Annotated in this window: 22 protein-coding genes and 1 riboswitch; of the genes, 7 read left to right on the top strand and 15 right to left on the bottom strand. The window is 75.3% G+C overall.

The window, feature by feature from the left end; genetic code table 11:
• Window positions 1–296, top strand: a 296-nt coding sequence (locus BLS21_RS19670; RefSeq protein WP_139177223.1) for an integrase core domain-containing protein, incomplete at its 5' end; no start/stop codon positions are given.
• Window positions 297–318: 22 nt separating this feature from the next.
• On the opposite strand, the gene BLS21_RS19665 is transcribed toward BLS21_RS19670, so the two are convergent.
• Complete coding sequence (locus BLS21_RS19665; protein ID WP_091222465.1) at window positions 319–1,185, bottom strand: right-handed parallel beta-helix repeat-containing protein; 867 nt, start codon at window positions 1,183–1,185, stop codon at window positions 319–321.
• A gap of 364 nt (window positions 1,186–1,549) precedes the next feature.
• Here BLS21_RS19665 and BLS21_RS19660 point away from each other — a divergent pair, with 364 nt between their 5' ends.
• Together BLS21_RS19660 and BLS21_RS19655 are read left to right on the top strand one after the other, a co-directional pair.
• Window positions 1,550–2,518 carry a zinc-binding dehydrogenase gene (locus tag BLS21_RS19660; RefSeq protein ID WP_091222462.1) on the top strand — a complete coding sequence of 323 codons (969 nt, stop codon included), beginning with the start codon at window positions 1,550–1,552 and terminating at the stop codon, window positions 2,516–2,518.
• Window positions 2,519–2,556: 38 nt separating this feature from the next.
• On the top strand, window positions 2,557–3,552 hold the full coding sequence (locus tag BLS21_RS19655) for a GNAT family N-acetyltransferase (RefSeq protein ID WP_091222460.1): 996 nt from the start codon (window positions 2,557–2,559) through the stop codon (window positions 3,550–3,552).
• Here BLS21_RS19655 and BLS21_RS19650 read toward each other — a convergent pair.
• The 11 genes from BLS21_RS19650 to BLS21_RS19605 all read right to left on the bottom strand — a co-directional run bounded on the left by BLS21_RS19650 (window position 3,491) and on the right by BLS21_RS19605 (window position 16,931).
• Window positions 3,491–4,372 (bottom strand): alpha/beta fold hydrolase, encoded by an 882-nt coding sequence (locus BLS21_RS19650; protein WP_091222457.1) that lies wholly within the window; start codon window positions 4,370–4,372, stop codon window positions 3,491–3,493. The genes BLS21_RS19655 and BLS21_RS19650 overlap by 62 nt on opposite strands.
• Entirely contained in the window at window positions 4,369–5,583 is a 1,215-nt protein-coding gene (locus tag BLS21_RS19645) for an acyl-CoA dehydrogenase family protein (protein WP_245700601.1), read from the bottom strand. Before BLS21_RS19645 ends, BLS21_RS19650 begins: the two co-directional genes overlap by 4 nt.
• Window positions 5,584–5,620: 37 nt before the next feature.
• The gene (locus BLS21_RS19640) at window positions 5,621–7,315 is read right to left on the bottom strand and encodes a PHA/PHB synthase family protein (protein WP_091222455.1); all 1,695 of its coding nucleotides are present in this window, start codon (window positions 7,313–7,315) and stop codon (window positions 5,621–5,623) included.
• Window positions 7,316–7,401: 86 nt separating this feature from the next.
• Complete coding sequence (gene gdhA, locus BLS21_RS19635; RefSeq protein ID WP_091222452.1) at window positions 7,402–8,739, bottom strand: NADP-specific glutamate dehydrogenase; 1,338 nt, start codon at window positions 8,737–8,739, stop codon at window positions 7,402–7,404.
• Between the two features lie 190 nt (window positions 8,740–8,929).
• Window positions 8,930–9,586: a superoxide dismutase family protein gene (locus BLS21_RS19630; protein WP_091222449.1), complete on the bottom strand. Its 657-nt coding sequence runs from the start codon at window positions 9,584–9,586 to the stop codon at window positions 8,930–8,932.
• A 126-nt stretch (window positions 9,587–9,712) separates the two neighbouring features.
• On the bottom strand, window positions 9,713–10,375 hold the full coding sequence (locus BLS21_RS19625; RefSeq protein WP_091222446.1) for an RNA polymerase sigma factor: 663 nt from the start codon (window positions 10,373–10,375) through the stop codon (window positions 9,713–9,715).
• A gap of 128 nt (window positions 10,376–10,503) precedes the next feature.
• Window positions 10,504–10,737, bottom strand: coding sequence for a hypothetical protein (locus BLS21_RS19620; RefSeq protein WP_091222443.1), 234 nt, complete (start codon window positions 10,735–10,737; stop codon window positions 10,504–10,506).
• A 174-nt stretch (window positions 10,738–10,911) separates the two neighbouring features.
• Window positions 10,912–11,079: a hypothetical protein gene (locus BLS21_RS25305; RefSeq protein ID WP_175479656.1), complete on the bottom strand. Its 168-nt coding sequence runs from the start codon at window positions 11,077–11,079 to the stop codon at window positions 10,912–10,914.
• Between the two features lie 236 nt (window positions 11,080–11,315).
• Entirely contained in the window at window positions 11,316–13,946 is a 2,631-nt protein-coding gene (locus BLS21_RS19615) for a PEP/pyruvate-binding domain-containing protein (RefSeq protein WP_091222440.1), read from the bottom strand.
• Between the two features lie 119 nt (window positions 13,947–14,065).
• The gene (locus BLS21_RS19610) at window positions 14,066–15,205 is read right to left on the bottom strand and encodes an acyl-CoA dehydrogenase family protein (protein WP_091222436.1); all 1,140 of its coding nucleotides are present in this window, start codon (window positions 15,203–15,205) and stop codon (window positions 14,066–14,068) included.
• A 22-nt stretch (window positions 15,206–15,227) separates the two neighbouring features.
• A complete protein-coding gene (locus tag BLS21_RS19605; protein ID WP_091222433.1) occupies window positions 15,228–16,931 on the bottom strand; it encodes an AMP-binding protein in 1,704 nt (567 codons plus the stop codon).
• A 131-nt stretch (window positions 16,932–17,062) separates the two neighbouring features.
• Between BLS21_RS19605 and BLS21_RS19600 the strand changes: the two genes are divergently transcribed.
• The 4 genes from BLS21_RS19600 (at window position 17,063) to phaZ (ending at window position 21,833) form a co-directional block, all read left to right on the top strand.
• Window positions 17,063–17,857, top strand: coding sequence for a helix-turn-helix transcriptional regulator (locus BLS21_RS19600; protein WP_217636213.1), 795 nt, complete (start codon window positions 17,063–17,065; stop codon window positions 17,855–17,857).
• 61 nt (window positions 17,858–17,918) lie between these two features.
• Window positions 17,919–18,791, top strand: a complete 873-nt coding sequence (locus BLS21_RS19595) for an alpha/beta fold hydrolase (RefSeq protein ID WP_139177220.1) — start codon at window positions 17,919–17,921, stop codon at window positions 18,789–18,791.
• A 102-nt stretch (window positions 18,792–18,893) separates the two neighbouring features.
• Window positions 18,894–20,486 carry an acyl-CoA synthetase gene (locus tag BLS21_RS19590; RefSeq protein ID WP_091222428.1) on the top strand — a complete coding sequence of 531 codons (1,593 nt, stop codon included), beginning with the start codon at window positions 18,894–18,896 and terminating at the stop codon, window positions 20,484–20,486.
• Window positions 20,487–20,588: 102 nt separating this feature from the next.
• Complete coding sequence (gene phaZ / locus BLS21_RS19585; RefSeq protein ID WP_091222427.1) at window positions 20,589–21,833, top strand: polyhydroxyalkanoate depolymerase; 1,245 nt, start codon at window positions 20,589–20,591, stop codon at window positions 21,831–21,833.
• A gap of 19 nt (window positions 21,834–21,852) precedes the next feature.
• Here phaZ and BLS21_RS19580 read toward each other — a convergent pair whose 3' ends face one another.
• The 3 genes from BLS21_RS19580 to BLS21_RS19570 form a co-directional block, all read right to left on the bottom strand.
• Window positions 21,853–22,485 carry a class I SAM-dependent methyltransferase gene (locus tag BLS21_RS19580; protein WP_091222424.1) on the bottom strand — a complete coding sequence of 211 codons (633 nt, stop codon included), beginning with the start codon at window positions 22,483–22,485 and terminating at the stop codon, window positions 21,853–21,855.
• Between the two features lie 40 nt (window positions 22,486–22,525).
• Entirely contained in the window at window positions 22,526–23,395 is an 870-nt protein-coding gene (locus BLS21_RS19575) for a VldE C-terminal domain-containing protein (RefSeq protein ID WP_091222421.1), read from the bottom strand.
• A gap of 286 nt (window positions 23,396–23,681) precedes the next feature.
• A riboswitch (cyclic di-AMP (ydaO/yuaA leader) is annotated at window positions 23,682–23,834 on the bottom strand.
• 141 nt (window positions 23,835–23,975) lie between these two features.
• Window positions 23,976–25,130: an MFS transporter gene (locus BLS21_RS19570; RefSeq protein ID WP_091222418.1), complete on the bottom strand. Its 1,155-nt coding sequence runs from the start codon at window positions 25,128–25,130 to the stop codon at window positions 23,976–23,978.
• Between the last annotated feature and the right edge of the window lie 47 nt (window positions 25,131–25,177).

Genomic DNA, 25,177 nt, shown 5'->3' with positions numbered 1-25,177 from the left:
CCCTCCGGCGGGTGCTGACCGACAACGCCAAGAGCTACCGCGTCGGGCGGGCCTGGATCGCCGTCTGCGCCCAGCTGGGCATCGGCCGCCGGTTCATCAAGCCCGGGCGGCCCTGGACCAACGGCAAGGCCGAGCGGTTCAACCGCACCCTGCAGACCGAGTGGGCCTACGCCACCGCCTGGAGCTGCAACGACGAGCGCACCGCCGCCCTGGACAGCTGGCTGACCCACTACAACACTTCCCGCAGCCACTCCGCCCTCGGCGGCCGCCCACCGATCAGCCGACTCGCCGCGTGAACAACCTCCCTGGTCACGACAGCTAGGTGCAGATCACGTTCTCGCACTGGGCCGGGTTCCCGTTGCCCCTGGCCTTGTTCCCCCCGCCATCGACCGCTCCGAAGGGAGCGGTGATCCCGTAGTCGACGTTCAGGTTGGCGCTGTTCCGTCTCACGAACGTCGTCACCTCACCGACGTAGATCCCCTGCTGGGTGTTGCTGTTCGCGAAGTTGCGTTCGATCCGGTTGTGCGTCGAACCCTCGGAGTCGACGAGGATGCCGAACCCGTTGGCGAACGCGACGCTGTCGGTCACCTCGTTCCGCTCGGCGCCGTTCTCGAGGGCGATTCCCTCGTTCTCGTTGTCGTGCACCCAGTTGTCGTCGACCGTGTTCCGGTCGGATCCGTTGCCGTTCAGCGCTTGTCCGAGACCGATGCCCTCGCTGTTGTGGTGGGCGACGTTCCGCTGGACGACGTTCCGGTCCGAGTCCGACAGTTCGATGCCCGAGAACTCGTTGTAGGACACCGAGAGGTTGGTCACGGTGTTCCGCTCCGCGTTCTCCAGGCCGACGCCCTCACTGAACTCCTGGATGCGGCCGTTCCTGATGGTCACCCTGTCGTGTCCGCCGCTGTTGTCGACGCCATCTCCCTGGGTCAGCCCGTCGCCATCGATCAGGTGACCCTGGAGGTCCAGCGTGATGTTGGGAGCGCCGATCACGATTCCGTCGCCCGTGCAGTCGATCAGGTCGACGGTGAGGTACGTGCTCACGGTGATGGTGGTCCCGCACGTCAGGGGTTGTGCCGACGCCGGAGCGACGCCGAGTGACGTGACGAGGACCCCGGCTGAGAGGACGACCGCCGCCTCACGGGTCCGGTGGGCTGTGGTGCAACTGGTGTTGGTCGTGCCGTTCATGTCGCCTTCTCTCCACTGGAGGGGCTCTTTCGGTGTGAGTGATGGCGAGCCGCACGCCCCGGGCACACGACGGGAGTGCGGTGATCCAGCGGTCCAGTGCCTCGAGCAGGGATCTCTCCGCGTGCTCGATGGCGCAGCCGGCGCCTCCCGAGGCGCTCGTGCTGGGCGGCTGGACAGTCCAGCATGAGCTCCCGCCGTCACCTGGTCGTCACGACTGCGTCACCACGCCCGCCGGGTCGGTCGTGGCCCGGACCGGGCTGCATCGGCGGCCCTCGCGCGACGGCAGCCGGTCGCGCAGTCTGTGGTCCCTGCGGTCCCGCCCCCGATCTCGGGACGTCGGGACGCCGTCTCGGGAGGAGGACGCGTGCGACGCATCGTGTGCCGGGAGTTCGGTCCGGTCGACGGGTTGGCCCTCGTGGAGGAGCCCGACCCCACGCCGGGGCCCGGCGAGGTGGTGGTGGCCGTCGAGGCGGCCGCGGTCAGCTTCGTGGACGGCCTGATGGTCGAGGGGCGCTACCAGGTGCGGCCGCCGCTGCCCTGGACGCCGGGGTCCGCGGTCGCCGGCCGGGTGCGAGCCGTCGGCGAGGGCGTCGGCACGGTCGGGGTCGGGGACCCGGTGGCCGTGCTGTCGATGGCCGGTGGCGGGTTCACCACCGACCTCGTGGTCCGTGCCTCCGCGCTGAGCCCGCTGCCACCGGGCCTGGCGCCGGAGCTCGCGGCCACCGCGATCGAGAACTACAGCACGCTGTCCTTCGCCCTCACCCACCGCGTGCGCGTCGAGCCCGGCGAGTGGGTCCTCGTGCTGGGCGCGGGCGGGGCCATCGGCCTGGCGGCGGTGGACGTCGCCCGCGCGGCCGGTGCCCGGACGATCGCCGCCGCCTCGAGCGAGGCCAAGCGGGCCGCCGCCACGGCGGCCGGCGCCGACGTCGTCCTGGACTACACCGACCTGAAGGACCGCGTCCGGGAGGTGACCGGGGGCGGGGCGGACGTCGTCATCGACCCGGTCGGCGGCCCGCTGGCCGAGACGGCGCTGCGCTCGCTCACCGGCTACGGGCGGTTCTGCGTGGTCGGGTTCGCCGGCGGGGAGATCCCCCGGCTGCCGGCCAACGTCGTCCTGCTGCGCAACCGCACCGTCGTCGGGGTCGACTGGGGCGACTGGGCCCGGACGGAGCCCGAGGCCGCGAACGCGCTCGTGTCCGAGGTCCTCGGTCGCATCGCGCGGGGCGAGCTCCGGCCGCCGGCGCCCACCTCCCTCCCGCTCGACGCAGCCGCGGACGCCCTGACGCGGCTGGCGCGGCGGGAGGTCGTGGGCAAGCTCGCCCTCCTCCCCTGACCGGGAAACCCCGTTGCGCCCCTCGCTACAACGGGGAGGTGCGGATCCTGCAGACCGACCCCGACGACGCGCGCTTCGCCGCCTGGTGCGGGGTGTGGGCGGCGAGCCAGCGCGCCGACCGCCCGGACGAGCTGCCGCGGCCGGCGCGCGAGCACGTGGCCCTGGGGCGCCGGCTGGTCGAGCCGGGCGGCTCGATGGCGGGCACCCACCGGGCCGCGGTCGCCGGGGACGCCGTCGTCGGCGCGCTGCGCCTGCTCCTGCCGGTGCGCGACAACACGGCCGTCGCGTACGTCGACCTGGCGGTGCACCCGGACGCCCGCCGCCGGGGCGTCGGCAGCGCGCTGCTGGAGGAGGCCGGTCGGATCGCCGCAGCGGCCGGGCGGACGGCGATGGTCGCGGAGGTCGACGAGCCGGTGCCGGATCCCCCCGGGCGCGCGTTCGCCCGGCACCACGGGTGGACGTGCGACCTGCAGGAGAGCCGCCGCGACCTGGCGCTACCGGTGGACGAGGACCGGCTGTCGGCCCTGGAGACGGAGGCCCGCGCCGCTGGCGAGGACTACGAGGTGCTGACCTGGCGGGACCGGACGCCGGACGCCCTGGCCGAGGACCGCGCCCTGCTCGGCCGCCGGATGTCGACCGACGCGCCGAGCGGGGACGTGCCGGTCGAGGAGGAGCACTGGGACGTCGCCCGGATCCGCGAGGACGAGGCGGCGCACCTCGCCCGGGGCCGCACGGTGCTCACCGGCGGCGCGGTCCGCGACGGCCGGCTGGTCGCCTACAGCGAGCTGCACGTGCCGCTGGAGGAGCCCGAGCGCGCCCACCAGGGCGCCACGCTGGTGCTGCGCGAGCACCGCGGGCACCGCCTCGGCGCCCGCGTCAAGGTCGCGGTGCTGCGGGAGCTGGCCGCGACGCTGCCGCAGGTGCGACGGATCAGCACCTACAACGCGGAGTCCAACCGGCCGATGGTCGCGGTCAACGAGGCACTGGGCTTCCGCCGCTCGGGTGGTCTGTCCACCTGGTCGCGCCGGATCTGACCGTCGTCGCGTCGGGCTCCCCCTCGAGGAAGGAGGTGACCAGGGCGGCCATCTCCGCCGGGCGCTCGAGGATGAACAGGTGTCCCCCGCCGCGGACGACGTGCATCGTGGTGTTCGGGATGCGCCAGGCGAGGATCCGCCCGTTGACCAGCGGGATGATCGGGTCGTCGTCCCCGGCCAGCACCAGCGTCGGCTGCCGCAGGGTGTGCAGCCAGGGCATGCTGCTCCACCCGGCGATCGCGTAGAGCTGGCCGACGTACCCGATCACCGACGGGGGCCGCACCCGGCCGATGACCGTGCGCAGCAGCCGGTGCGGGTCGGTGCGCGCCATGCCGCCGTAGATGCGCCCGGCGATCTGCAGGTAGTGCTCGACGTCGCGGTACCGGCGCGGCGTCGCCAGCGCCAGCAGGGCCGACGGTGCCCCCGGCATGCCCCCCACCCCGGGAGCGGTGGCCGCGAGCACCAGGCCCCGCACCCGGTGGGGTGCCTGGTGGGCCAGCTGCTGGGCCACCACGCCGCCGAGGGAGACGCCGAAGACGTCGACCTGGTCCAGCCCGAGGGCGTCGAGCAGCCCGATCACGGTCCGCACCAGGCCCGGCATCCGCCGCGGGCTGCGGTACGGCGTCGAGCCACCGATACCGGGCGCGTCGAAGCTGATCACCTGCCGGCCGCGCGCAGCCAGCTCCCGCTCGAACGACTCGGCCAGCTCCAGGCTGGCGCCCAGGCCGGTGATGAGCAGCAGCGGCCGCCCCGAGCCGCGGACCGACGTCCGCAGCCGCACCTCCCCCACCTGGATGGTGCGGACCTCCGCCGGCCTCACGCGAACGCCGAGGCGCCGGTGATGTCCCGGCCCACGATGAGGGTCTGGATGGTCTCGGTCCCCTCGAAGGTGTGGATCGACTCGATGTCGGCCATGTGCCGGATGACGTGGAAGTCCAGCAGGATCCCGTTGCCGCCGAGCAGGTCGCGGGCCTCGGCGAGCACCGCGCGGGCGGTGCTGGTGTTGTGCGCCTTGGCCAGCCCGGCCAGCGTCGGTTCGACCCGGCCGGCCATGCCCAGGTCGGCCAGCCGCCGGCAGTACAGCTGCATCGCGGTGACCTTGGCCAGCATCCCGACCAGCCGCTCCTGGATCAGCTGGAACTCCACCAGCGGCTTGCCGAACTGCTTGCGCCGCCCGGCGTAGGTCAGCGCCGCCTCGTACCCGGCGACGGCGTGGCCCAGGGCCATCCAGGCGCAGGAGCCCCGGGTGGTGGCCAGCACCGCGCCGGTGTCCTTGAAGCTGCGCGAGCCCGGCAGGTGGTTCTCGGCCGGGACGCGCACGTCCTGGAGCTCGATCTCGGCCTGCCACACGGCGCGCAGCGAGCCCTTGCCCTCGATCCGCCGCGCCCGGTAGCCCGGCGTCCCCTTCTCGACGAGGAAGCCCTTCACCTGACCGTCGTCGGTGTCACGGGCCCACACCACGACCACGTCGGCGACGGTGCCGTTGCCGATCCACTTCTTCGACCCGTTGAGGACGTACGAGTCGCCGTCCTTGCGGGCCGACGTCTCCAGGGCGATGGAGTCCGACCCGTGGTCGGGCTCGGTGAGCGCGAAGGCGCCGAGCGCCTCGCAGCGGGCCATCGGCGGCAGCCAGCGCTGCTTCTGCTCCTCGGAGCCGAGCATGGCGATCGACTTCATCGCCAGCCCCGCCTGGACGCCGAGGAAGGTGCCCAGGCTGCCGTCGCCGCGGTTGAGCTCCATGTGGACGAGGCCGGCGGAGAGGTGGTCCATCGGCGGGCAGCCGTAGCCCTCGATGCCGTCACCGACCAGGCCCGCCGCGCCCAGCTCCTCGGCCAGCTCGCGGGGGAACTCCGCGCGCTCCCAGTAGCCGTTGATCACCGGCAGCACCCGGTCCTCGACGAAGGCCCGGGTGCGCAGCAGGTGGTCCATCTGCTCGGGCGAGAGCTCCTCGCGCAACTGGAAGTAGTCGGTGGAGAGTGCCCTGCCGATGCCCTCGGCGAGGTCGTTGCCGATGCCCTCTGCCAGCGTCACGTCAGTCTCCTCCCGTCGCAGCGTGCCGGTCCGCGTGTCACTTGTCCCGGACGTAGCTGCCCGGGGCGTCCTCCCGGACCCGGAACCGGGCGCTGCCGAGCTGCTCGGGCGCCGGCTTGTCGGGCCCGGAGCGCTCCCCGAGCCACGCGGAGTAGTCCGGCCACCAGGAGCCCTTCTCGGTGCGGGCGGTGTCGCTCCACTCCTCGACCGCGGCCGAGTTGTCGTCGGTGACCCGGTAGCTGGACTTGGGGTTGCCCGGCGGGTTGACCAGCGCCGCGATGTGCCCGTTGGTGGAGAGCACGAAGCGCATCTTGCCGCCGAGCAGCTGGCTGCTGCGGTAGCACGACTGCCACGGGCAGATGTGGTCGGCGGACCCGGCCAGCACGTAGGAGTCGACGGTGATCTGGCTGAGGTCCACCTCGGTGCCGAGCAGGGTCACGCTGCCGGGCCGGGTCAGCTTGTTGTTCAGGGCCATGTCGACGAAGTCGGCGTGCAGCTGGGCGGTCATCCGGGTGGTGTCGGAGTTCCAGGACAGGATGTCGAACTTCGGCGGCCGCTTGCCCTGCAGGTAGTTGTTGACCCAGTAGTTCCAGATCAGGTCGTTGGGCCGCAGCCAGGCGAACACCTCGGCGAGCTTGCGGCCGTCGAGGTAGCCGGCGCGCCGGGAGGCCGCGACGGACTGCGCGGCGGTGTCCGGGTCCATCGTCGCGCCGAGCAGGCCGGCGCGCGTCTGGTCCAGCACGGTGACCAGCAGGCTCAGGCTGGCCAGCCGGTCCTGCCGCCCCCTCGCGGCCAGGACGGCGGCGGTCATGCTGGCCAGGATGCCGCCCGAGCACGTGCCCATCAGGTGGGTGGCGTCCTCGCCGCTGATCTCCTCGACCGCGTCGAGCGCGTCGAGGATGGCCGTGGCGTACGTGTCGAAGCCCCAGTCGCGGTGCCGGGCGTCGGGGTTGCGCCAGGACACCATGAAGACCTGCTGGCCCTGGCCGACGAGGTGCTCGACCAGGCTGCGTCCGGGCGCGAGGTCGAGCACGTAGTACTTGTTGATCGTCGGCGGCACGATGAGCACGGGCACCGTGCGGACGGTCTCCGTCGTCGGCCGGTACTGGATCAGCTCGAACACCGGCGTGCGCAGCACCACCGCGCCGGGGGTGACGGCGAGGTCCCGGCCCACCTCGTAGGCGTCCGGGTCGACCATCGTGGGCACGCGAGGCGGGCTGGCCAGGTCGCGCACCAGGTTCCGCGGTCCCCGCACGAGGTTGGCGCCGGCGGTGTCGATGAGGGCCTTCCACGCCACCGGGCTGATCAGCGGGTTGTTGCTGGGCGCGAGCGCGTCGACCAGGTTGGTGCCGGCGAAGCGCACCCGCTCGGCGTCCTTCCACTCCAGCGGCACGTCGTGCAGCAGGCCCAGCGCGGTCTCGCCCGTGGCGAGGTAGGCCTGGACCAGCCGCCGCAGCAGCGGGTTCTCCGTCCACGCCGGGTCGGCGAAGCGCCGGTCCCGCTTGGAGGGGGCCACGTCGCTGGTGCCCACGGCGATCTGCGCCAGCTGCCCGGCCAGCGACCGCGCCCGCGCGGCCACCCGGTCCGGGCGGCGCGCCAGCCCGCCCAGGAACCTCAACCCGGGCTTCCCCGGGGACAGCCGTCTCAGCGTCCCCTGGGCCGCCTGCGTCAGCAGCAGGTCGAGCGGCCCGGCCGCCCCGGCCACCTCACGCGTGTCGTCCTCCGCTGCCATGCCGGCCTCCCTCTCTGACGACTCTCCCCCCGACACTGCCACCGGTCCGCCGCGGTCACAAAGCGGGGCCCCACCCGGGATGGGGATCAGACCAGCCCGAGGGCGTGCACCGCCTCCGCGACCTGCAGGAACCCCGCCACGTTGGCCCCCAGCACGAGGTCGCCCGGCGAGCCGTACTCCTCGGCCGTCTCGTGGCAGCGGGCGTGGATGCCGCGCATGACCTCCTCGAGGCGGGCCTCGGTGTGCTCGAAGGTCCACCGGTCGCGCGAGGCGTTCTGCTGCATCTCCAGCGCGGAGGTGGCGACCCCGCCGGCGTTGGCGGCCTTGCCCGGGGCGAAGGCGATCCCGGCCTCGCGGAAGACCCGCACCGCGTCGGGGGTCGACGGCATGTTCGCGCCCTCGACGACGTACCGGCAGCCGTTGCGGGCCAGCGTCGTCGCGGCGTCGCCGTCCAGCTCGTTCTGCGTGGCGCTGGGGATGGCGAGGTCGCACGGGACGTCCCAGATGCTGCCGCCCTCGACGAAGGTCGCCGAGGCGACCCGGTCCGCGTAGTCGCCGATGCGGCCGCGCTCGACCTCCTTGACCTGCTTGAGGACGTCGAGGTCGATGCCCTTCTCGTCGACGACGTAGCCGCTGGAGTCCGAGCAGGCGACCGCCGTCCCGCCGAGCTGGTGCACCTTCTCGACGCCGTAGACGGCCACGTTGCCCGACCCCGAGATCACGACCCGCTGCCCGTCGAAGGACTCGCCGCGTGCCTGGAGCATCTCGTCGGCGAAGAACGCCGCGCCGTAGCCGGTCGCCTCGGTCCGCACCAGCGAGCCGCCCCAGCCGAGGCCCTTGCCGGTGAGCACGCCGGACTCGTAGCGGTTGGTGATCCGCTTGTACTGGCCGAACAGGTAGCCGATCTCGCGGCTGCCGACGCCGATGTCGCCGGCCGGCACGTCGGTGTACTCGCCCAGGTGGCGGTAGAGCTCGGTCATGAACGACTGGCAGAACCGCATGATCTCGGCGTCGGACCGGCCCTTGGGGTCGAAGTCGGAGCCGCCCTTGCCGCCGCCGATCGGCATCCCGGTGAGGGCGTTCTTGAAGACCTGCTCGAAGCCGAGGAACTTGATGATGCTCAGGTTGACCGACGGGTGGAAGCGCAGCCCGCCCTTGTAGGGGCCCAGCGCGGAGTTGAACTCCACCCGGAAGCCGCGGTTGATGTGCACCTCGCCGCGGTCGTCCTGCCACGGCACGCGGAAGATGATCTGCCGCTCGGGCTCGCAGATCCGCTCGACGGTCTTCATCTCGGTGTACTCGGAGTGCCGGGTCAGCACGACGGCGAGGGACTCGAGCACCTCGCGGACGGCCTGGTGGAACTCGACCTCACCCGGGTTGCGGCGGAGGACGTCGTCGTAGATCTGCTCCACGACCGGGGGCACGTCTGCGTTCACTGTTCTCCGATCCCTCCGCGCCCGGCCTCGCCCGAGCGGCACCGGACGACGGTACGAGTCCCGTGGGACCGGGTCGTCCGCGGGGCTGCGCGGCGGTCGGGGGGGGGGGGACCACGCAGCGGGGCGGCGGGGACCCTGCTGCCGGACCGCGGTCCGACCGCCCCGGGACGCGGGCGGATCAGCCCTCGACGGCTCCGCAGGCGATGCGGCCTCCGGCGTCGCCGGTGTTCCGCGTCATCTCGTCGGGGCCGCCGGCTGCGTAGCGCTCGGGGACGTTCGCGTAGTTGTCCCGGCCGGCGTGCACCACGACCGCGCTGCCGTCCTCGTCGGTGAGCCGATCACGGGTCAGCGCGCCGGTGACGGCCGTGAGCCTCCCGGTGCCGGCCTCGGTCACGTACAGGAGGGGCAGGTCACCGGCGTGCTCCCCGTGATCAGCCTCGCCGGCACCGATGTGCCCGCCGGCCGAGAGGAAGTCGCCCGTCATCGAGGGGTCGGCCGGGCTGGGGCTGTCCGGTTCGCAGCGCCCGACCGCGTGCACGTGGAAGCCGTGGAACCCCGGCGGCAGGCCGGTGACCCGGACGTCGACCTGCATGCCGCCCTCGGTCTCGGTCAGGGTCGCGACGCCCACCTCCGCGCCCTCGAGGTCGACCAGCCGCGCCGTCAGTCTCGCGCCGCCGTCCCCGGCCGGCGGGGACCCGGCCGCCGCGCCGGACCCGGCCGCCGCCGGGTCCGCAGTCGGTGGGGACGACGCCTCGTCGCCACCGGCCGCACAGCCGCCCAGGACGGCGGTGAGCGCGCACGCGGACAGGACGGAGGTGGCGACCGGTCGGCGCATCGGGTCCTCCCTGGGATCAGCCGGGCGCCCAGGGTCCTCCAGCGCGACGTCCGGAGGCCAGGCCCCTGGTCACCGGCCCGGGGAGCGCGCGGCGCGTCATCGGGCCCGGTCCGGCGCCGCGGAGGGTCAGGCGGCATCGCAGAGGTCGGCCGCGGCGAGGGTCGCGCGCAGCCGGGCCAGCAGCCGCGCCCGGGTCGGGCCGATGCTGCCGACCGGCATGCCGAGCCGCGCACCGATCTCCTCGTACCGCAGCGGCGGGGAGGCGACGAGCAGTTCGAGCAGTCGCTGCGAGCGCTCCGGCATGTCCGCCACGGCCGCGCGGACCAGGTCCACCCGCTCGCGGCGCAGCGCGGAGCCCTCGGGATCGCCGTCGACCAGGTCCGATGCCGCCGCGGCGACGGGCTCCGCGGAGTGCGGGTCCGAGGGACGCTCGCGGCCGGTTCGGCGCAGCGTCTCGAGGCACTCGCGGCGGACGGTGGTGCGCAGCCATCCGGCCAGTCGCGCTGGCTCCCTGATGGTCCGGATGTTCTCCAGGAGCTTCAGCCAGGTGGCCTGGACGGCGTCGGCCGCCTGGGCGTCCGACAACCGGTGGCTCCTGACCACTGACCACAGCAGGGCGCTGTACCGCTCGACGATGGCCCGCCACGCTTCCTGGTTCCCGTCCGCGGCCCGCTGGACGAGGTCGGCGAGGACCCGGTCCTCGGACGCATCCCGGTGGAGGACGGTGACGCACTCCCCGGCTGGGGAGGCGACCCACCGGCGGGTGGACTGGCGCAGGTCGGTGGTCATGTCGTTCCTCGTCTCGCCGACGCCGGGCTCCGGCGCGGCTGATCGGGTGGGGCAGACCCGTGGGCTGGCGGGCGGGCCTGGATCGGTCGGAGCCGGAGGCCGGCGGGAGCGGTGCGCCGCCGGTCGGGTCAGGCGGCGAGGCGCAGCAGGCGGGCCGGACGGCGGTCGGTCGAGCGGACCAGCGCCAGGACGGGGGCGGTGCGGGTGCGGGCGGCCTCGCGGGCGGCGATCTGGCGGCCGAGGTGCCAGGCGGTGCAGTCGTCGCAGTAGGCCAGCCAGCGGCAAGCCGTGTGCTTGGAGCAAGGCCGGGGGCCGGTGTGCAGGGGGCGGGCGGTGAAGGTGGTGGTGGTCGAGGCGGACATCGCCCTCTCCTCTTCACGAGCCGGGCCCGAGCCGCCGGTGGCTCTCCCGATGAGGAAGAGGCTGTCCTCCGGCGAGCGGCGGGACCAGCGAGCAGACCCCCGGATCCGGCACGCGGACCCCCCGTTCTCGCGTGGGGTCCTCCCCCGCTCGGCATCGGGGGTGGGGTCCCCGGCTCAGCGCCGAGTGAGCGCCGCGAGCAACCCCTCGCGGCGCTGCACGAGGGCGCCGGCGAGGCGGTGGACGGCGGCGCGGGACGCCTGGTGCGCGGCGACGCGCTGCCAGTGGGCCGGCCGCTGCGCGGCGGCCCGCGTCAGGTCCTGCGCGGCATGCGCCTGCTCCACCGGCAGGGCCGTGGGTCCCCCTCTCCCGCTGGTGGAGCTGTCCCCCGTCGAACTCACGGGTGGGAACCGATCCACCTCGCGCTGGAGCGGGTGCCGGGCCCACGGGTGAGCACCACCGTGGCGCTGGAGCGGCTGCCCCGAGGGCATCGGGTCAGGTGACTCCTCGGGGAGCTCGGAGGTCTCCCCGCAGGTGTCCGGGCGTTCGCGGTCCGGGGTCGGGGCACACCCGGTTCGGCTCAGCTCGGAGTCGCCCCCAGGGGGACCACCACGCCGCGCGTGCCGTCCACGGTGACCTCCTGGCCGGTCTCCACGCGGCTCGTCGCACCGGGAACGCCGACCACCGCCGGGATGCCGTACTCGCGGGCGACGACGGCCCCGTGGGAGTTGGCCCCGCCCATCTCCATGACCAGCCCGCCGGCGGTGAGGAACAGCGGCGTCCACCCGGGGTCGGTGGACGGCGCGACGAGCACCTCGCCGGGCTGCAGCTGCGCCCCGGTCGGCTCCAGCACCACGCGCGCCCGGCCGGTCACCGTCCCCGCGGACGCCGCGGTGCCCAGGAGGGCACCGTCGGCCACCGCTGGGCCGGCCGACACCGCCTCGGGCTCGGTGCCGTCGCTCAGCAGGACCCGCGGCACGTGCCGCCGCCCCATCTCCCGCTCGTAGGACTCCCGCCGCTCGGTGACCACGTCCTGCAGCGACCGGCCGTCGCCGAGCGCGACCCGCACCTCCGCCAGGTCCAGGAGGAACACGTCGTCCGCCCGGGCGAGCACCCCGCGCGAGGCGAGGTCCGCACCGATCGACGCCAGCAGGGCGCGCACCCGGTCCAGCACCAGCACGAGGTCGTACTTCGGCAGCTCGCGCAGGCCCGCCAGCTGCCGGGTCCGGTCGAGCGCGAAGCCGACGACGGCACCGCGCGCCCGCCCCCGCAGCCGGGCGCGGGCGGTCAACGTCGCCACCACGTCCTCGGCCTCCGCTACGGACCGGGCGAACACGCCGTCCGGCGCGCGATCCGGGTCGTCGAGCAGCAGGTAGTTGCCGAGCACGCCGAGCAGGTGGGCCGGGTCCTCCGCCCAGCGGGGCACGCCGACGTCGATCTCGGCCACGGCCCGGATCCCGTAGCGAGCCAGGAAGAGCCGCAGCCCGCGCTGCAGGACGGCGGGCAGCGCGTCGGACCGGTACCGCTCGGCGAGCGCGGCCGGCGTCCCGTCCCGCAGCGCAGCCGCGCTCGGCTCGTCCGCGCGCACCGCGGTCGCCAGCCGCCACAGCTCGAGGTCCATCTCCGTCGTGACGTTGTGCGGCAGCCCGCGCAGCACCGTCCCGAGGTCCCCGGGCTGCGCGGTGTCCCCGAGCAGCCTCGCGGCCAGCCCGAACGCCGCGAACCCGGCGGCGACCGGAGGCAGCACCCGGGGCACGACCGTGGGCACCGCGTTCCCCAGCAGGCCGAGGACGGCGTCGAGCCGCTCGTCCGCGGGTGCGTCGTCCCCCGGGAGGCGCCGGGCCCGCAGCCGCGCCCCGACGCGGTCCACCCGGCGGCGGGCGGCCGCGGGCCGGACCAGCGCCTGCACCACCTGCAGCGGGACGCCGTACCGCGCCGCCACCCGGGCCAGCCGCCGCACCACCGGCAACCACGACCGGTGCACGAGCGACAGCCGCGGGTCGTCGAACAGAGCCCGCAGGACGACGGCCGACCGCGCCTCCATGACGTCGAGCAGCCGGGGGAAGACCGCCCGCCCGGCCGTGCTGCGCACGATCGGCGTGACGTCGAAGAACAGCCGCCCCGCGGCGGCGCGCACGCGCGGTGAGCCGGCCACCGGATCGGCCGGCGGACGGCCGGCGAGGCGCTGGACCGATCCCCCGACCACCTGGAACACCGAGATCCCCATCGGGGTCAGCGGCCGGGTCAGGCCCTGGGCGAGACTGGCGCAGAACCAGACCCGCAGGCCGCCGTCGGCCGTGCCGGCCTGCGGGACCGGGAACAGCGTCGTCACGGGGCGGGCCTGGGTGAGCCACAGCGTGCCGTCCGCGTCGATGGCCCACTCGGTGTCCTGCGGCCGCCCGTAGTGCTCCTGCACCCGCGCGCCGAGCCGGACCAGCTCCCGCAGCTGCCCGTCGGTCAGGCACGCCTCCCGGCCCCCGCCCGGCCGCCGCTCCAGCACGGTGCCGGTGCCGCTGTCCAGCACGACGTGGTCCGGGTCGACCGAGCCGCTGACCACCGCCTCCCCGAGGCCGGGCGCGGCGTCGACGACCGTCTCGGTCCGCCGCCCGGTCACCGGGTTGGCCGTGAACATGACGCCCGCCACCGACGCCGGGACCATCCGCTGCACCACGACGGCCAGCCGGGTCGTCGCGGAGTCGATGCCATTGCGCGCCCGGTACACGACGGCGCGGTCGGTCCACAGCGAGGCCCAGCACCGGTGCACCGCGTCGAGGACGGCGTCGGTCCCGACGACGTCGAGGTAGGTGTCCTGCTGTCCGGCGAAGCTGGCGAAGGGCAGGTCCTCGGCCGTGGCCGAGGACCTGACGGCCACCGGGACCGACTCCCCCAGCTCCGCGTACGCGGCCGCGACGGCCTCGGCCACGTGCGCGGGCACGGGGGCGGCCAGGATCCGTTCCCGGGCCGTCCGGGCGAGGTCGGCCGCGGGGTCGTCGAGCAGGTCGGCGAGCCCGGCGGCCTCCGCCAGTTCGGCGTAGGCGTCCGTGGTCACGCAGAAGCCGTCGGGCACCGGGAAGCCGGCGCCGATCAGCTCGCCGAGGTTGGCGGCCTTGCCGCCGGCCTGGGCCAGGTCGCCCGCGTCGAGGTCCCGGAGCGGGACGACGACCGGGTGCCGGCCGGAGTCGGTCGCGGTCGCCTGCGGTGCGGTGTCCATGGCGGAGGCCCCTCTCCGGGTCGGCCGAGGACCACCACCGTGGTCCTCGGGGCCGCCGGTGTCCATGCCTGGACGGCCGGTCCGGGCGCTCCCCGGCGAGTCCGGAGCCGGCCGGGCGGTCAGCGGGCGAGCTGGCGGCTGATCACGAGGCGCTGGATCTGGTTGGTGCCCTCGAAGATCTGCATGACCTTGGCCTCGCGCATGTACCGCTCGACCGGGAAGTCGCGGGTGTAGCCGTAGCCGCCGAGCACCTGGACGGCGTCGGTGGTCACCCGCATCGCCGCGTCGGTGGTCACCAGCTTGGCCACCGACGCCTGCCGGCTGTACGGGCGCCCGGCGTCGCGGCGGCGGGCGGCGTCGAGGTAGGTGGCCCGCGCGGCGTCGACGGCGGCGGCCATGTCGGCCAGCAGGAAGCCCAGCCCCTGGTGGTCGATGATCCTGCGGCCGAAGGTGCTGCGCTGGTGCGCGTAGTCGACCGCCGTGTCCAGGGCCGCCTGCGCCAGGCCGGTGGCGACCGCGGCGATGCCCAGCCGCCCGGAGTCCAGCGCGGAGAACGCGATCGGCAGCCCCTGCCCCTCGGCCCCGATGAGCCGGTCGGCCTCGAGCAGCGCGCCGTCCCAGTTGGCCATCGTGGTCGGGATGGCGTGCAGGCCCATCTTCTCCTCCGGCCGGCCGAAGGACAGGCCGTCGACCTGCCCGGGGGCCAGGAAGCAGGAGATCCCGCGGGAGCCCTCGCCGGTGCGCGCGAACAGCGCGTAGAAGTCGGCCTTCCCGCCGTGGGTGATCCACGACTTGGTGCCGGTCACCCGGTACCCGCCCTCGGTCCGCTCCGCCCGGCAGGCCAGCGCCGCGGCGTCCGACCCGGCCTGCGGCTCGGACAGCGAGTAGCCGCCGACGAGCTCACCGGCGAGCATCCGGGGCAGCCAGCGCTCCCGCTGCTCCGGGGTGCCGAAGGTGGCCAGCGGGTGGCAGGACAGCCCGTGCACCGACACGGCCACGGCCACGGCCGCCCACCGCGCGCCGAGCTCCTCCAGCACCTGCAGGTAGACCTCGTAGGGCTGCCCTCCCCCGCCGATCTCCTCGGGGTAGGGCAGGCCGAGCAGGCCGAGCCCCCCGAGGGTCGCGAACAGCCCCTCGGGATAGGTCTCGGCCCGCTCGTGCTCGTCCACGCGGGTCGCCAGCTCCTTGTCCGCGACCTCGCGGACGAGGGCGAGCAGGTCCTCGGCCTCCTCGCCGGGCAGCAGGCGGTCGACGGTCACAGCGGGTCCCTCCCGGGTCGGTTCAGCTCTTGAGCTCGGGGAACTGGTCGTCGCGCCACTCGACGCCCGAGCGCGTGTCGGCGGTGGCCAGCTCCTCCTCGCGGGCGCGCAGCTCCACCCGCCGGATCTTCCCCGAGATGGTCTTGGGCAGCTCCGCGAACTCGATGCGCCGCACCCGCTGGTAGGGGTTGAGCCGCTCGCGCGCGTACCGCAGCACCGACAGCGCCGTCTCCTCGGTCGGCTCGTGCCCCGGTGCCAGCGTGACGTAGGCCTTGGGCACGGCCAGGCGCAGGGCGTCGGGCGCGGGGACGACGGCGGCCTCGGCGACGGCCGGGTGCTCGATGAGCACCGACTCCAGCTCGAACGGGCTGATCTTGTAGTCGCTGGCCTTGAAGACGTCGTCGGTGCGCCCGATGTAGGTGATGTAGCCGTCGGCGTCGACGCTGGCGACGTCCCCGGTGTGGTAGTAGCCGCCGGCCTTGGCCTCGGCGTCGCGGTCCGGGTCGCCCTGGTAGCCGGTCATCAGCGGGAGCGGGTGCTGCGAGAGGTCCAGGCAGATCTCCCCCTCCCCGGGCCCCTCGACGCGACGGCCGCTGACCGGGTCGACCAGCGCCACCGGCACTCCGGGCAGCGGGCGCCCCATGGAGCCGGGGCGAACCTCCGAGCCGGGGGTGTTGCCGACCTGCGCGGTCGTCTCGGTCTGGCCGTAGCCGTCGCGGACGGTCAGCCCCCAGGCACGGCGGACCTGCTCGATGACCTCGGGGTTGAGCGGCTCGCCGGCGGCGAGGACCTCCCGCAGCGCGCCGGGCCCGCCGGAGAGGTCGGCGTTGACGAGCATCCGCCACACCGTGGGGGGTGCGCAGAAGGTGGTCACGCCGTGCTCGCGGATCAACCCCAGCAGCGTGGTCGGGTCGAAGCGGCGGTAGTCGTGCACGACGACCGTCGCCTCGGCGATCCACGGGGCGAAGAAGCAGGACCAGGCGTGCTTGGCCCAGCCGGGCGAGGAGATGTTGAGGTGCACGTCGCCGGGCTGCAGGCCCAGCCAGTACACCGTCGACAGGTGCCCGACCGGGTAGGAGACCTGGGTGTGCTCGACCAGCTTGGGCCGCGACGTCGTCCCCGAGGTGAAGTACAGCAGCAGCGGGTCGCCGGGCGCGGTCCCCGGGTGCCCGACCGGCGCGTGCTCGAGGTCGGCGGCCGCCCGCAGGTCGGCCCAGCCCTCGGCCGGCCCCACGCTGATCCGCGTGTAGTCGCCGGGGACCTGGTCGAACTTCCCGACGTCGACGGCGTTGCAGACGACGTGCCGCGCCCCGCCGCGGGTGATCCGGTCGACCAGGTCGGCGGGGCCGACCGCCGTGGTGGTCGGCATGATCACCGCGCCGAGCTTCATGACGGCCAGCATCGAGTCCCACAGCTCGACCTGGTTGCCGAGCATGAGCAGCACCGGGTCGCCCCTGCGCACGCCGCGGCCGGCCAGCCAGGCGGCCAGCTGGTCGGAGCGCCGCGCCATCTCGTCGAAGGAGCGCCGCGTCGTCGTCCCGTCCTCGGCGACGAGGACCAGGGCGGGGCGGTCGTTGCCCCGCGCGACGGCGTCGAACCAGTCGACCGCCCAGTTGAACCGCTCCCCCAGCTCGGGCCAGCGGAACTCGGCGACCGCCGTCTCGTGCCGGCCGCGCAGCGCCAGCAGCTGGTCCCGGCTGGCCCGGTAGGCCTCGGCGACGTCCATCGGGGTCCTCCCTCTGCGTGGCGGAGCGCGCCCAGCGTCGTCCATGGTGGCGCAGGTCACCACCTCCGTACGGGGGTATCGGCAGCCTGCGACACTCGCCGCCGGCACGGGGACGACGGACGGAGGCCCGGGTGGACGACGGCGCGACGGCGACGGCGGCGATCGACCGGATGCTGCCCGAGCGGTTGCGGCGGCTGCAGCAGCTGACCGGCGTCCCGGTGGTCTTCGGCGGCACCACCCGGCGCACACCGCACGGCGACCGGCTGGTGATCGGCCGGCTGTCGGGCACCCACGGCGACGCGCTGCGCGGACTGGTCGTCGCGCCCGGCCTGGGCCTGGGCGGCTCGGTGCTGCAGCAGGGCGTCGCCCGCCGGGTCGACGACTACGCCACCACGACCACCATCACGCACACCTACGACCGGATCGTGGTCGAGCAGGAGCGGATCACCTCGGTCCTCGCCGTCCCGGTGGTCCTCGGCGGGTCGGTGCGGGCGGTGCTCTACGGCGCGGTGCGGGACAGCCGGCCGATCGGCGACCGCACCCTGCGCACCGCCGCCGTCGTCGCCGAGCAGCTCGGCCGGGACGTGACGGCCCCGCCGCCGGAGCTGCCGTCGGCCTCGTCGGTCGCGCTGGAGGAGCTCGCCGCGGTGATCCGGGAGACGACCGACCCGGCCCTGCGCGCCCGGCTGCTGCGCATCCAGCGGGGGCTGGTCGGGTCCGCACCGGGAGGCACCGCCCTGCTCGCGCCCCGGGAGCTCGACGCGCTGCGCCTGGTGGCGGTCGGCGCCAGCAACCTGGAGATCGCCGCCCGGCTCGGCCTGACCCCGGAGACGGTCAAGGCCTACCTGCGCTCGGCCATGCGCCGGCTCGGGGTGCACAACCGCACCGCGGCCGTCCACGCGGCCCGGGTCGCCGGCGTCCTCTGACCCGGCCCGGCCGGACGGGCGCGCCGAGCGGCTCCCGGAGACGCTGCGTATCGTCCCCCGGGTGTCCCGGGACGGCGCAGGCGCAGCCAGCACGGCATGGTCCCCCGTCTACTCGACGGTGCGCACGGACTCGGCCACGGTGCGGGTCGCGGTCGCCGGTGAGGGTCCGCCGCTGCTGCTGCTCACCGGCATCGGCGCCAACATCGAGATGTGGGAGCCCGCCGCGCGCCACCTGACCCGGCGCCGGCTGGTCATGCTGGACGTGCCCGGGACGGGCGGGTCCCCCGCGCTGCGGGTGGGCTTGAGGATGCGCGGCTACGCGCACCTGGTGACGCAGGTGCTCGACGCCCTGGGGCTCGACCGGGTCGACGTCCTGGGCTACTCGTGGGGCGGCGCGCTGGCCCAGCAGCTGGCCCACCAGGCGCCGGAGCGCGTGCGGGCGCTGGTGCTCGCCGCCACGACGCCGGGCGTGGGCGGTCAGCCCCCGTGGCCCTGGGTCCTGGCGCTGATGAGCTCGCCGGCGCGCTACTACTCGCGCACCTACCTGCGGCTGACCGCGCCACTGGTGTTCGGCACCGGCCCGCGGGCAGCCGCCGACTCGCTCCACGGCCGGGCCCGGCTGCACCGGCCACCCAGCATCGTCGGCTACACGCAGCAGCTCCACGCCATCTCCGGCTGGTCGAGCCGGTGGTGGCTGCGCCAGCTCGACCACCCGACCCTGGTCATCGGCGCGCGGCGGGACCCGCTCGCGCGGCCGCGGAACGCCGACATCCTCGCGGCCGCCCTGCCGCACGCCCGGCTGGAGATGGTCGACGGCGGCCACCTGTTCCTGCTCGAGGACCCCCAGCAGAGCTGCGCGCTGGTCGAGGACTTCCTGTGCGACCAGGACGCCGGCGCCTCCGTCGAGCCGGTCGGCGCGCAGTCCGGGCGGTAGCACCGGGGCCCGTCCCCGGCATCCCGTGGTACTCGTGTGCAGTCCGGTTCACCGACCCGGGCTCCACCGACCCCGACCGCTGCCGGCCACCGGGAGGCCCCCGTGTTCGACGACGCGCTGACCACGACGATCGCCCGCGCCCGCCGGCACGCCCTCGGCGACCTGCTGCGCCGCTCCGCGGCCCGGGTGCCGGGCAGGACCGCCCTGCGCTTCCGGGACCGCTCCCACACCTACGCCGAGCTGGACGCGGCGGCCGACCGCACCGCCAACGCCCTGGCCGAACGGGGCGTGTCCAAGGGCGACCGGGGCGCGCTGCTGTCCCACAACGACGACGGGTACGTGGTGCTGACCTTCGCGCTGGCGCGGCTGGGTGCGATCGCCGTCCCGGTGAACTTCATGCTCCGGGCCAGCGAGGTGGCCTACATCCTCGAGCACGCCGCGGCCATCGGCGTCGTCGCCGAGTCCGCGCTGCTGCCGGTGGCGCAGGAGGCCATCGAGCAGGCCGGGCGCGCGCAGTCCGTCCGGGTCCGCGGCGTCCTGGGCGGCGCCGGCGGGAGCCTCCCGGAGGGCTGGGAGGCGGTCGAGACCTGGACCGCGCACCCCGACGCCACCGCACCGCAGGTGGACGTCGCCGACGACGACGTGCTCCAGCTGATGTACACCAGCGGCACCGAGTCGCGGCCCAAGGGCGTGATGATGACCAGCCGCAGCCTCATCGCTCAGTACGTCAGCTGCATCGTCGACGGGCGCTACACCGCGGGGGACGTCGCCCTGCACGCGCTGCCGCTGTTCCACGTCGCCGCCCAGCACTGCTTCCTGATGCCGAACCTCTACCTGGGCGGGACGAACGTCGTCCTGGACGGGCCGGACCCGGCCACCGTGCTCGAGACCGTCGAGCGGGAGCGGATCACCAGCCTGTTCTGCCCGCCGACGGTGTGGATCGGGCTGCTGCGGCACCCCGACTTCGACCGCCGCGACCTCTCGTCCCTGGTCACCGGCTACTACGGCGCGTCGATCATGCCGGTCTCCATCGTCGAGGAGCTCCGCCGCCGGCTGCCGGACATGGCGCTGTTCAACTTCTACGGCCAGACCGAGATGTCCGCGGTGGCCCTCGTGCTCTCCCCCGAGGACCAGCTGCGCAAGCCGGGGTCCGCCGGCACGGCGGTCGTCAACAGCGAGACCCGGATCGTCGACGACGCCGACGACCCGGTGGGCCCGGGTGTCGAGGGCGAGATCGTGCACCGCAGCCCGCACGCCACCGCCGGCTACTGGAACGACCCGGAGAAGACGGCCGAGGCGTTCCGCAACGGCTGGTTCCACAGCGGCGACCTCGGCGTGGCCGACGAGGACGGCTACATCACGATCGTCGACCGCAAGAAGGACGTGATCAAGACCGGAGGGGAGAACGTGGCCAGCCGCGAGGTGGAGGAGGTCCTCTACCAGCACCCCGCCGTCGCGGAGGTCGCCGTCTTCGGCATCCCCCACCCGCGCTGGATAGAGGCCGTCGCCGCGGTCGTCGTCCCCCGGGACGGGCAGCCGGTCGACCCCGACCAGCTCGTGGCCTTCTGCCGTGAGCGGCTCGCCGGCTACAAGACGCCCCGGTACGTGGCCGTCGCCGACGGCCTGCCGAAGAACGCCAGCGGCAAGATCCTCAAGCGCGAGCTGCGCACGGCGTACGCGGACCTCGCCGGCTGACCGGCGCCCGCGCGTCCCGACGGGCCCTCCCCGGGACCGTCGGTTAGCGTCGGCAGGGTGTGGCGTCGGCCACACAGCAGGAGCTCCGAAGGGCGGACACCCGTGCTCTACACCGCGTACGAGTGGCAGCGGCGGCTGACCGCTCCGGCCCGGACGACGTCGGCGCTGACCGCGCGTGCCCTGGAGTCGCTGCCCGCGCCGCTGGCCGGGCTGCCCGGCACCCGTCGGCTGCGGGCGGCCTGCCGGGTGGTCGCCGACGCGCGCCCCACGCACGTCCGTCCCGACTGGGGCATCGACGCGGTGGACGTCGACGGGCGGGCCGCCGAGGTGGTCGTGGAGCCGGTGTTGTCGACGCCGTTCGCCGACGTCCTGCACTTCTCCAAGCCCGACGTCGCCGGCCAGCCGCAGGTGCTGGTGGTGGGGCCGATCTCCGGGCACTTCGCCACGCTGCTGCGCCCCACGGTGCGCACCCTGCTGGCCGACCACGACGTGTTCGTCGTCGACTGGCACAACGCCCGCGAGGTCCCGGTGAGCGCCGGCCGCTTCGGGCTCGACGAGTACGTCGACCACGTCCTGGGGGCGGTGCGGCACCTGGGCCGCGACACCCACGTGCTGGCCGTGTGCCAGCCCGCGCCGCTCGTGCTCGCCGCCGTCGCCCTGCTGGCCGCCGACGACGACCCCGCCCAGCCGCGCAGCCTCACGCTGATCGCCGGCCCGATCGACACCCGGGTCAACCCCAACCGGGTCAACGCCGGCGCCGGCCGCATCCCGCTGTCCCGGTACGAGCGGCTGCTGACCACGACCGTCCCGGCACGGTACCCGGGCGCCGGACGGCGGGTCTACCCCGGGGTCGCCCAGCTCACGGCCTTCATGTCGATGAACCCGCGCCGGCACCTCGGCGCCCACCTGGGGATGTACCGGGCCATGGTGGCCGGCGACGAGGCGACCGCGGCCGCCACCCGCGCCTTCTACGACGAGTACGGCGCGGTCATGGACGTGCCCGCGGAGTTCTACCTGGAGACGCTGGAGCGCGTCTTCATGGGGCACGACCTGCCCCGCGGCGTCCTGACCTGGCGCGGCCGGCGCGTGGACCCCTCGCTCATCGAGGAGACCGCGCTGCTCACCGTCGAGGGCGCCCAGGACGACATGTGCTCGCCCGGGCAGACCGAGGCGGCGCACGCGCTGTGCACCGGGCTCGCACCCGAGCGGCGGCGGCACCACCTGCAGCCGGGCGTGGGTCACTACGGCGTGTTCGCCGGCTCGCGCTGGGAGGCCGAGATCTACCCGGTCATCCGCGCGTTCATCGCCGAGCACGACACCGAGCGGACGGTCGCCCCGCTCTTCTGACGCCCGGCGGGCGGCCGGCTCAGGGCCGGGTCGCGACGAGCGCCGTCCAGCAGCCGGCGAGCCGGGTGTCCTGCGCGGTCACGGTCAGCCCCGCCGCCCGGCACGCGGCGGCCAGGCCGTCCGGGGTGGGCCGGTCGCCGTCGGCGGGGTGGCGGGAGACCGCCCGCAGCGGGCGGCTGTCGACGAAGCGCGCGGTCATCTCGCACGAGTAGAGGCGCCCGCCGGGCCGCAGCACCCGCGCCGCCTCCCGGACGACGTCCCGCCAGGCGTCGGCGTGGTGCAGGACGTGGTAGCCGAAGACCGCGTCGTAGGCCCCGTCCTGCGCGGTCAGCGCCGTCGCGTCGCCGCGCTGCACGTCGACCCGGCCGCTCAGGTCCCGGACCGCCTCCCGGCACGCCGCGACGCTCGTCTCGTACCGCTCGACGCCGTCGGCGTGTGCGGCGCCGAAGATCTCGAGCGCCAGGCGCAGCCCGGTGCCGCGCCGCCCGGTGCCGAGCTCCAGGACCCGGCCGCCGGGCACCGGCCCGCCCAGCCGGAGCAGGACCGGCGCCTCGACGCGGCGCTGGACCAGCGCACGGACGCGCGAGTCGACCCACAGCCGGTTGGCGTCGACGAGGGTCGGCGGGACGGGACGGGAGGAGCTGGTGCCCATCGTGCCGTCCTGCCCCGCCGGCGCCGCGGGCAACCGCAGGTCAGCCCCGGTAGTTCACGTGCGGGTGGTCCATGTGGTTCGCCGTCGCGCCACCGCGGTCCGCCATCGCCTTCCAGGAGCCGTTCGGCGAGGACAGCATCCGCTGCTGCCAGATGACGTAGTCGACGCCGAGCTCGTCCCAGTGGGCGATGTGGTACTCGACGATCGCGTCCCCGAGGGCGGCGTCGGACAGCACCATGTAGTCCAGCGCCAGGCCGGACGGGTGGCCGCCCGGGTCGGCCGCGCTCGGGCGGGTGCCGCCCAGGGTGATCGAGCCGGCGCCGGGCACGTTGCTGACCACCCGGTTCGCCGCGGCCTGCACCACCGCGGCGACGGGACCGGCGGTGTTGCTGATGCGCGCGACCGTGCCGGCCGCGGCGGCCGAGGCCCGGGGCGCGGCCGCCGCGGGAGCTGCCGCACCCGCCTGCGCCGGGGCGGGAGCGGCGGCGGCCTGCGCGGCCGCCGCGGCCTCCGCCTTCGCAGCGGCCTCCGCCTCGGCCTTCGCCTTCGCGGCGGCCTCGGCCTCGGCCCGCTGCCGGTCGAGCACCGCCTGGTCGGCGGCGGCCTGGACCTGCTGGGCGGCGGTCTCGGCGGCCTCGCGGGTGCTGCGGGTGGCGGCGAGGTCCTGCAGCGGCTGCAGCTCGGTGGCGACGTCGACGGGGCCGGAGCCGGCGGTCAGCCCGAGCTCCCGGGCGACGCTGACGGTCTCCGGCGGTGCGGCCTCGGCCTGCGCGGCCGGCTCGGGGCCGACGACGACGCCGGCCAGGACGGCGCCGGCGGTGGCCACCCCCAGGTACAGGGCGGGGCGGCGGCGTGCGCGGGCGGGGCGGCGAGAGGAGAGGCGGCCAGAGCTGGTGGTGCGGGGGTCCATGGGGATGGGGTCCTCCGGGGTGCGGGCGCAGCGGCGCGCGCGGGCGCGCGGGTCTGCGGAGGCGTGCGGACGGCAGGGGGCCGCGGCCGTGCGGCGAGCGCCGGGGCGGGCGCACCGGAGGGGGACGGCGGGGTGCCGGTCGAGCCGGGGTGCTCGGGGGTCCGGTGGGCCTGCGCGGGCGACGTCCGCCGCGGACGGCCGCGGGCGGTCAGGTGCGGGAGCGCCCCCGGGACCGGAGCCGGCGGGGTGGTGCAGCGGGGCAGGCGCACGCCATCCGGCGGCTCTCCGTTCTTCCGACTGCCGCCTACCGGGTTAGCTGACGGGTTCGGGCGGGAAGCAGCCCTACCCGGCCCCGGACGTGCGTCCAGGAGCGGGATTCACCCCAGTACTGCGGTGGGTCCCCGGCTCGCCCCGGAAGGCGACTCGGCGGCGTCCGCTCGGGCCCCCCGTTGGGAGGCGGAACGACCGATCGGACCCCTCGACCGTAACGGCGTTATCCAACTGTGACAATCCGCGGACCTCTTTTCGTGAGGTGATGCGCGTCGCGCACCTCCTCATCGACGGCCGGAGGGTGTAGGGCTCACCTCCGGGCGAGGACGGCCAGCGCGGCCGCCGCGAGGGCGAGCGGGACGGTGAGCCAGAGCAGTGCGGCCTGCGGACCGCCGGCGTCGGTCAGCCGCCCACCGAGGAGGGGCGCGAGCAGGCCTGCACACCCCCACGCGGTGAAGACCCGGCCGTACACCGTCGGGAAGGCGCGGACGCCGACGCGGTCCGCCGTCGCCGCCGGGACCAGCGCGGAGACCGCGCCGTACGCCAGCCCGACGACGAGCAGGCCGGTCAGGACGACGCCGGGTGCGGCCTCCACGGCCAGCCCGGCGACCGCGACGGCGGTGGCCGCGAGCGCGGTCGCCAGGGCGGGGAGGCGTCCGACGCGGTCCGACCACCACCCGGCACCCAGCCGGCCGGCCAGGTTGCCGGCGGCCAGCAGGGAGACGGCCGCTCCCACGGCTCCGGGCCCCAGGCCCCGGGCGGCGGCCAGGGGCGCGGCGGCGGCGAAGACGACCAGACCGGGCGCGGCACCCCCGGCGAAGAGGACCCACAGGGCTCCCGCCGTCGTCCAGGGCACCGGCTCCTCGACGCGCTCGTGGCGCTGCCGGTCCCCCGCATCGCTGGGGGCGAGGGCTGCGGCGAGGCCCACCAGACCGGCGACGAGCACGGCGAGGACGGCCAGGCAGGCCCGCCAGCCGACCGCCGGCAGGACGTGCGGGGACACCAGGCCGAGCACCACCGGCCCGGCCGCGTACGCGCCGACCACCAGACCGCTGGCCGTGCCCCGGCGGGCAGCGGGGACCCGGGCGGCGAGGGCGACCGCGACGCCGTAGGCCGACCCGTTGGCCGCGCCGAACAGCAGGCCGATCCCCAGCCACGGCGTCCCGGGCTCCTCCCCCGCGGCGGTCAGCCCCAACCCCGCCCCGGCGGCGAGGGCGGCCGCGACGAGCAGCCGGCGCGGTCCCAGCCGCGCCAGCAGGCGCCCCACACCGAGCAGGACGACGGTGAACACCCCGAGGGCGAGGGCGAACACCGCCGGGCCGCTCCCCGGCGGCGCCCCGACGTCGGCCACCACCCGGGGCGCCACGAGGCTCCAGGCGAACAGCGTCCCGACCGCGAGGTTGGCCACCACGCCGGCGGCAACCAGGCGGACGGCTCCCGGCCCGCCCGCGGGGACCCGGGTCACGGCGCGGCGGCGCGGGCGGACCGTCGTCCACCCGCGCCCGGCCGCAG

The organism is Geodermatophilus siccatus (assembly GCF_900103785.1).
Classification (GTDB): Bacteria; Actinomycetota; Actinomycetes; order Mycobacteriales; family Geodermatophilaceae; genus Geodermatophilus; species Geodermatophilus siccatus.
Note: the sequence above shows the minus strand (reverse complement) of the source record. Positions and strands in the feature narration are given on the sequence as shown.

Coding starts and splice junctions, on each gene's coding strand:
- BLS21_RS19665 (WP_091222465.1), bottom strand. CDS start 1,185: ATGAACGGCACGACCAACACCAGTTGCACCACAGCCCACCGGACCCGT.
- BLS21_RS19640 (WP_091222455.1), bottom strand. CDS start 7,315: ATGGCAGCGGAGGACGACACGCGTGAGGTGGCCGGGGCGGCCGGGCCG.
- BLS21_RS19630 (WP_091222449.1), bottom strand. CDS start 9,586: ATGCGCCGACCGGTCGCCACCTCCGTCCTGTCCGCGTGCGCGCTCACC.
- BLS21_RS19625 (WP_091222446.1), bottom strand. CDS start 10,375: ATGACCACCGACCTGCGCCAGTCCACCCGCCGGTGGGTCGCCTCCCCA.
- BLS21_RS19620 (WP_091222443.1), bottom strand. CDS start 10,737: ATGTCCGCCTCGACCACCACCACCTTCACCGCCCGCCCCCTGCACACC.
- BLS21_RS19615 (WP_091222440.1), bottom strand. CDS start 13,946: ATGGACACCGCACCGCAGGCGACCGCGACCGACTCCGGCCGGCACCCG.
- BLS21_RS19605 (WP_091222433.1), bottom strand. CDS start 16,931: ATGGACGTCGCCGAGGCCTACCGGGCCAGCCGGGACCAGCTGCTGGCG.
- BLS21_RS19580 (WP_091222424.1), bottom strand. CDS start 22,485: ATGGGCACCAGCTCCTCCCGTCCCGTCCCGCCGACCCTCGTCGACGCC.
- BLS21_RS19575 (WP_091222421.1), bottom strand. CDS start 23,395: ATGGACCCCCGCACCACCAGCTCTGGCCGCCTCTCCTCTCGCCGCCCC.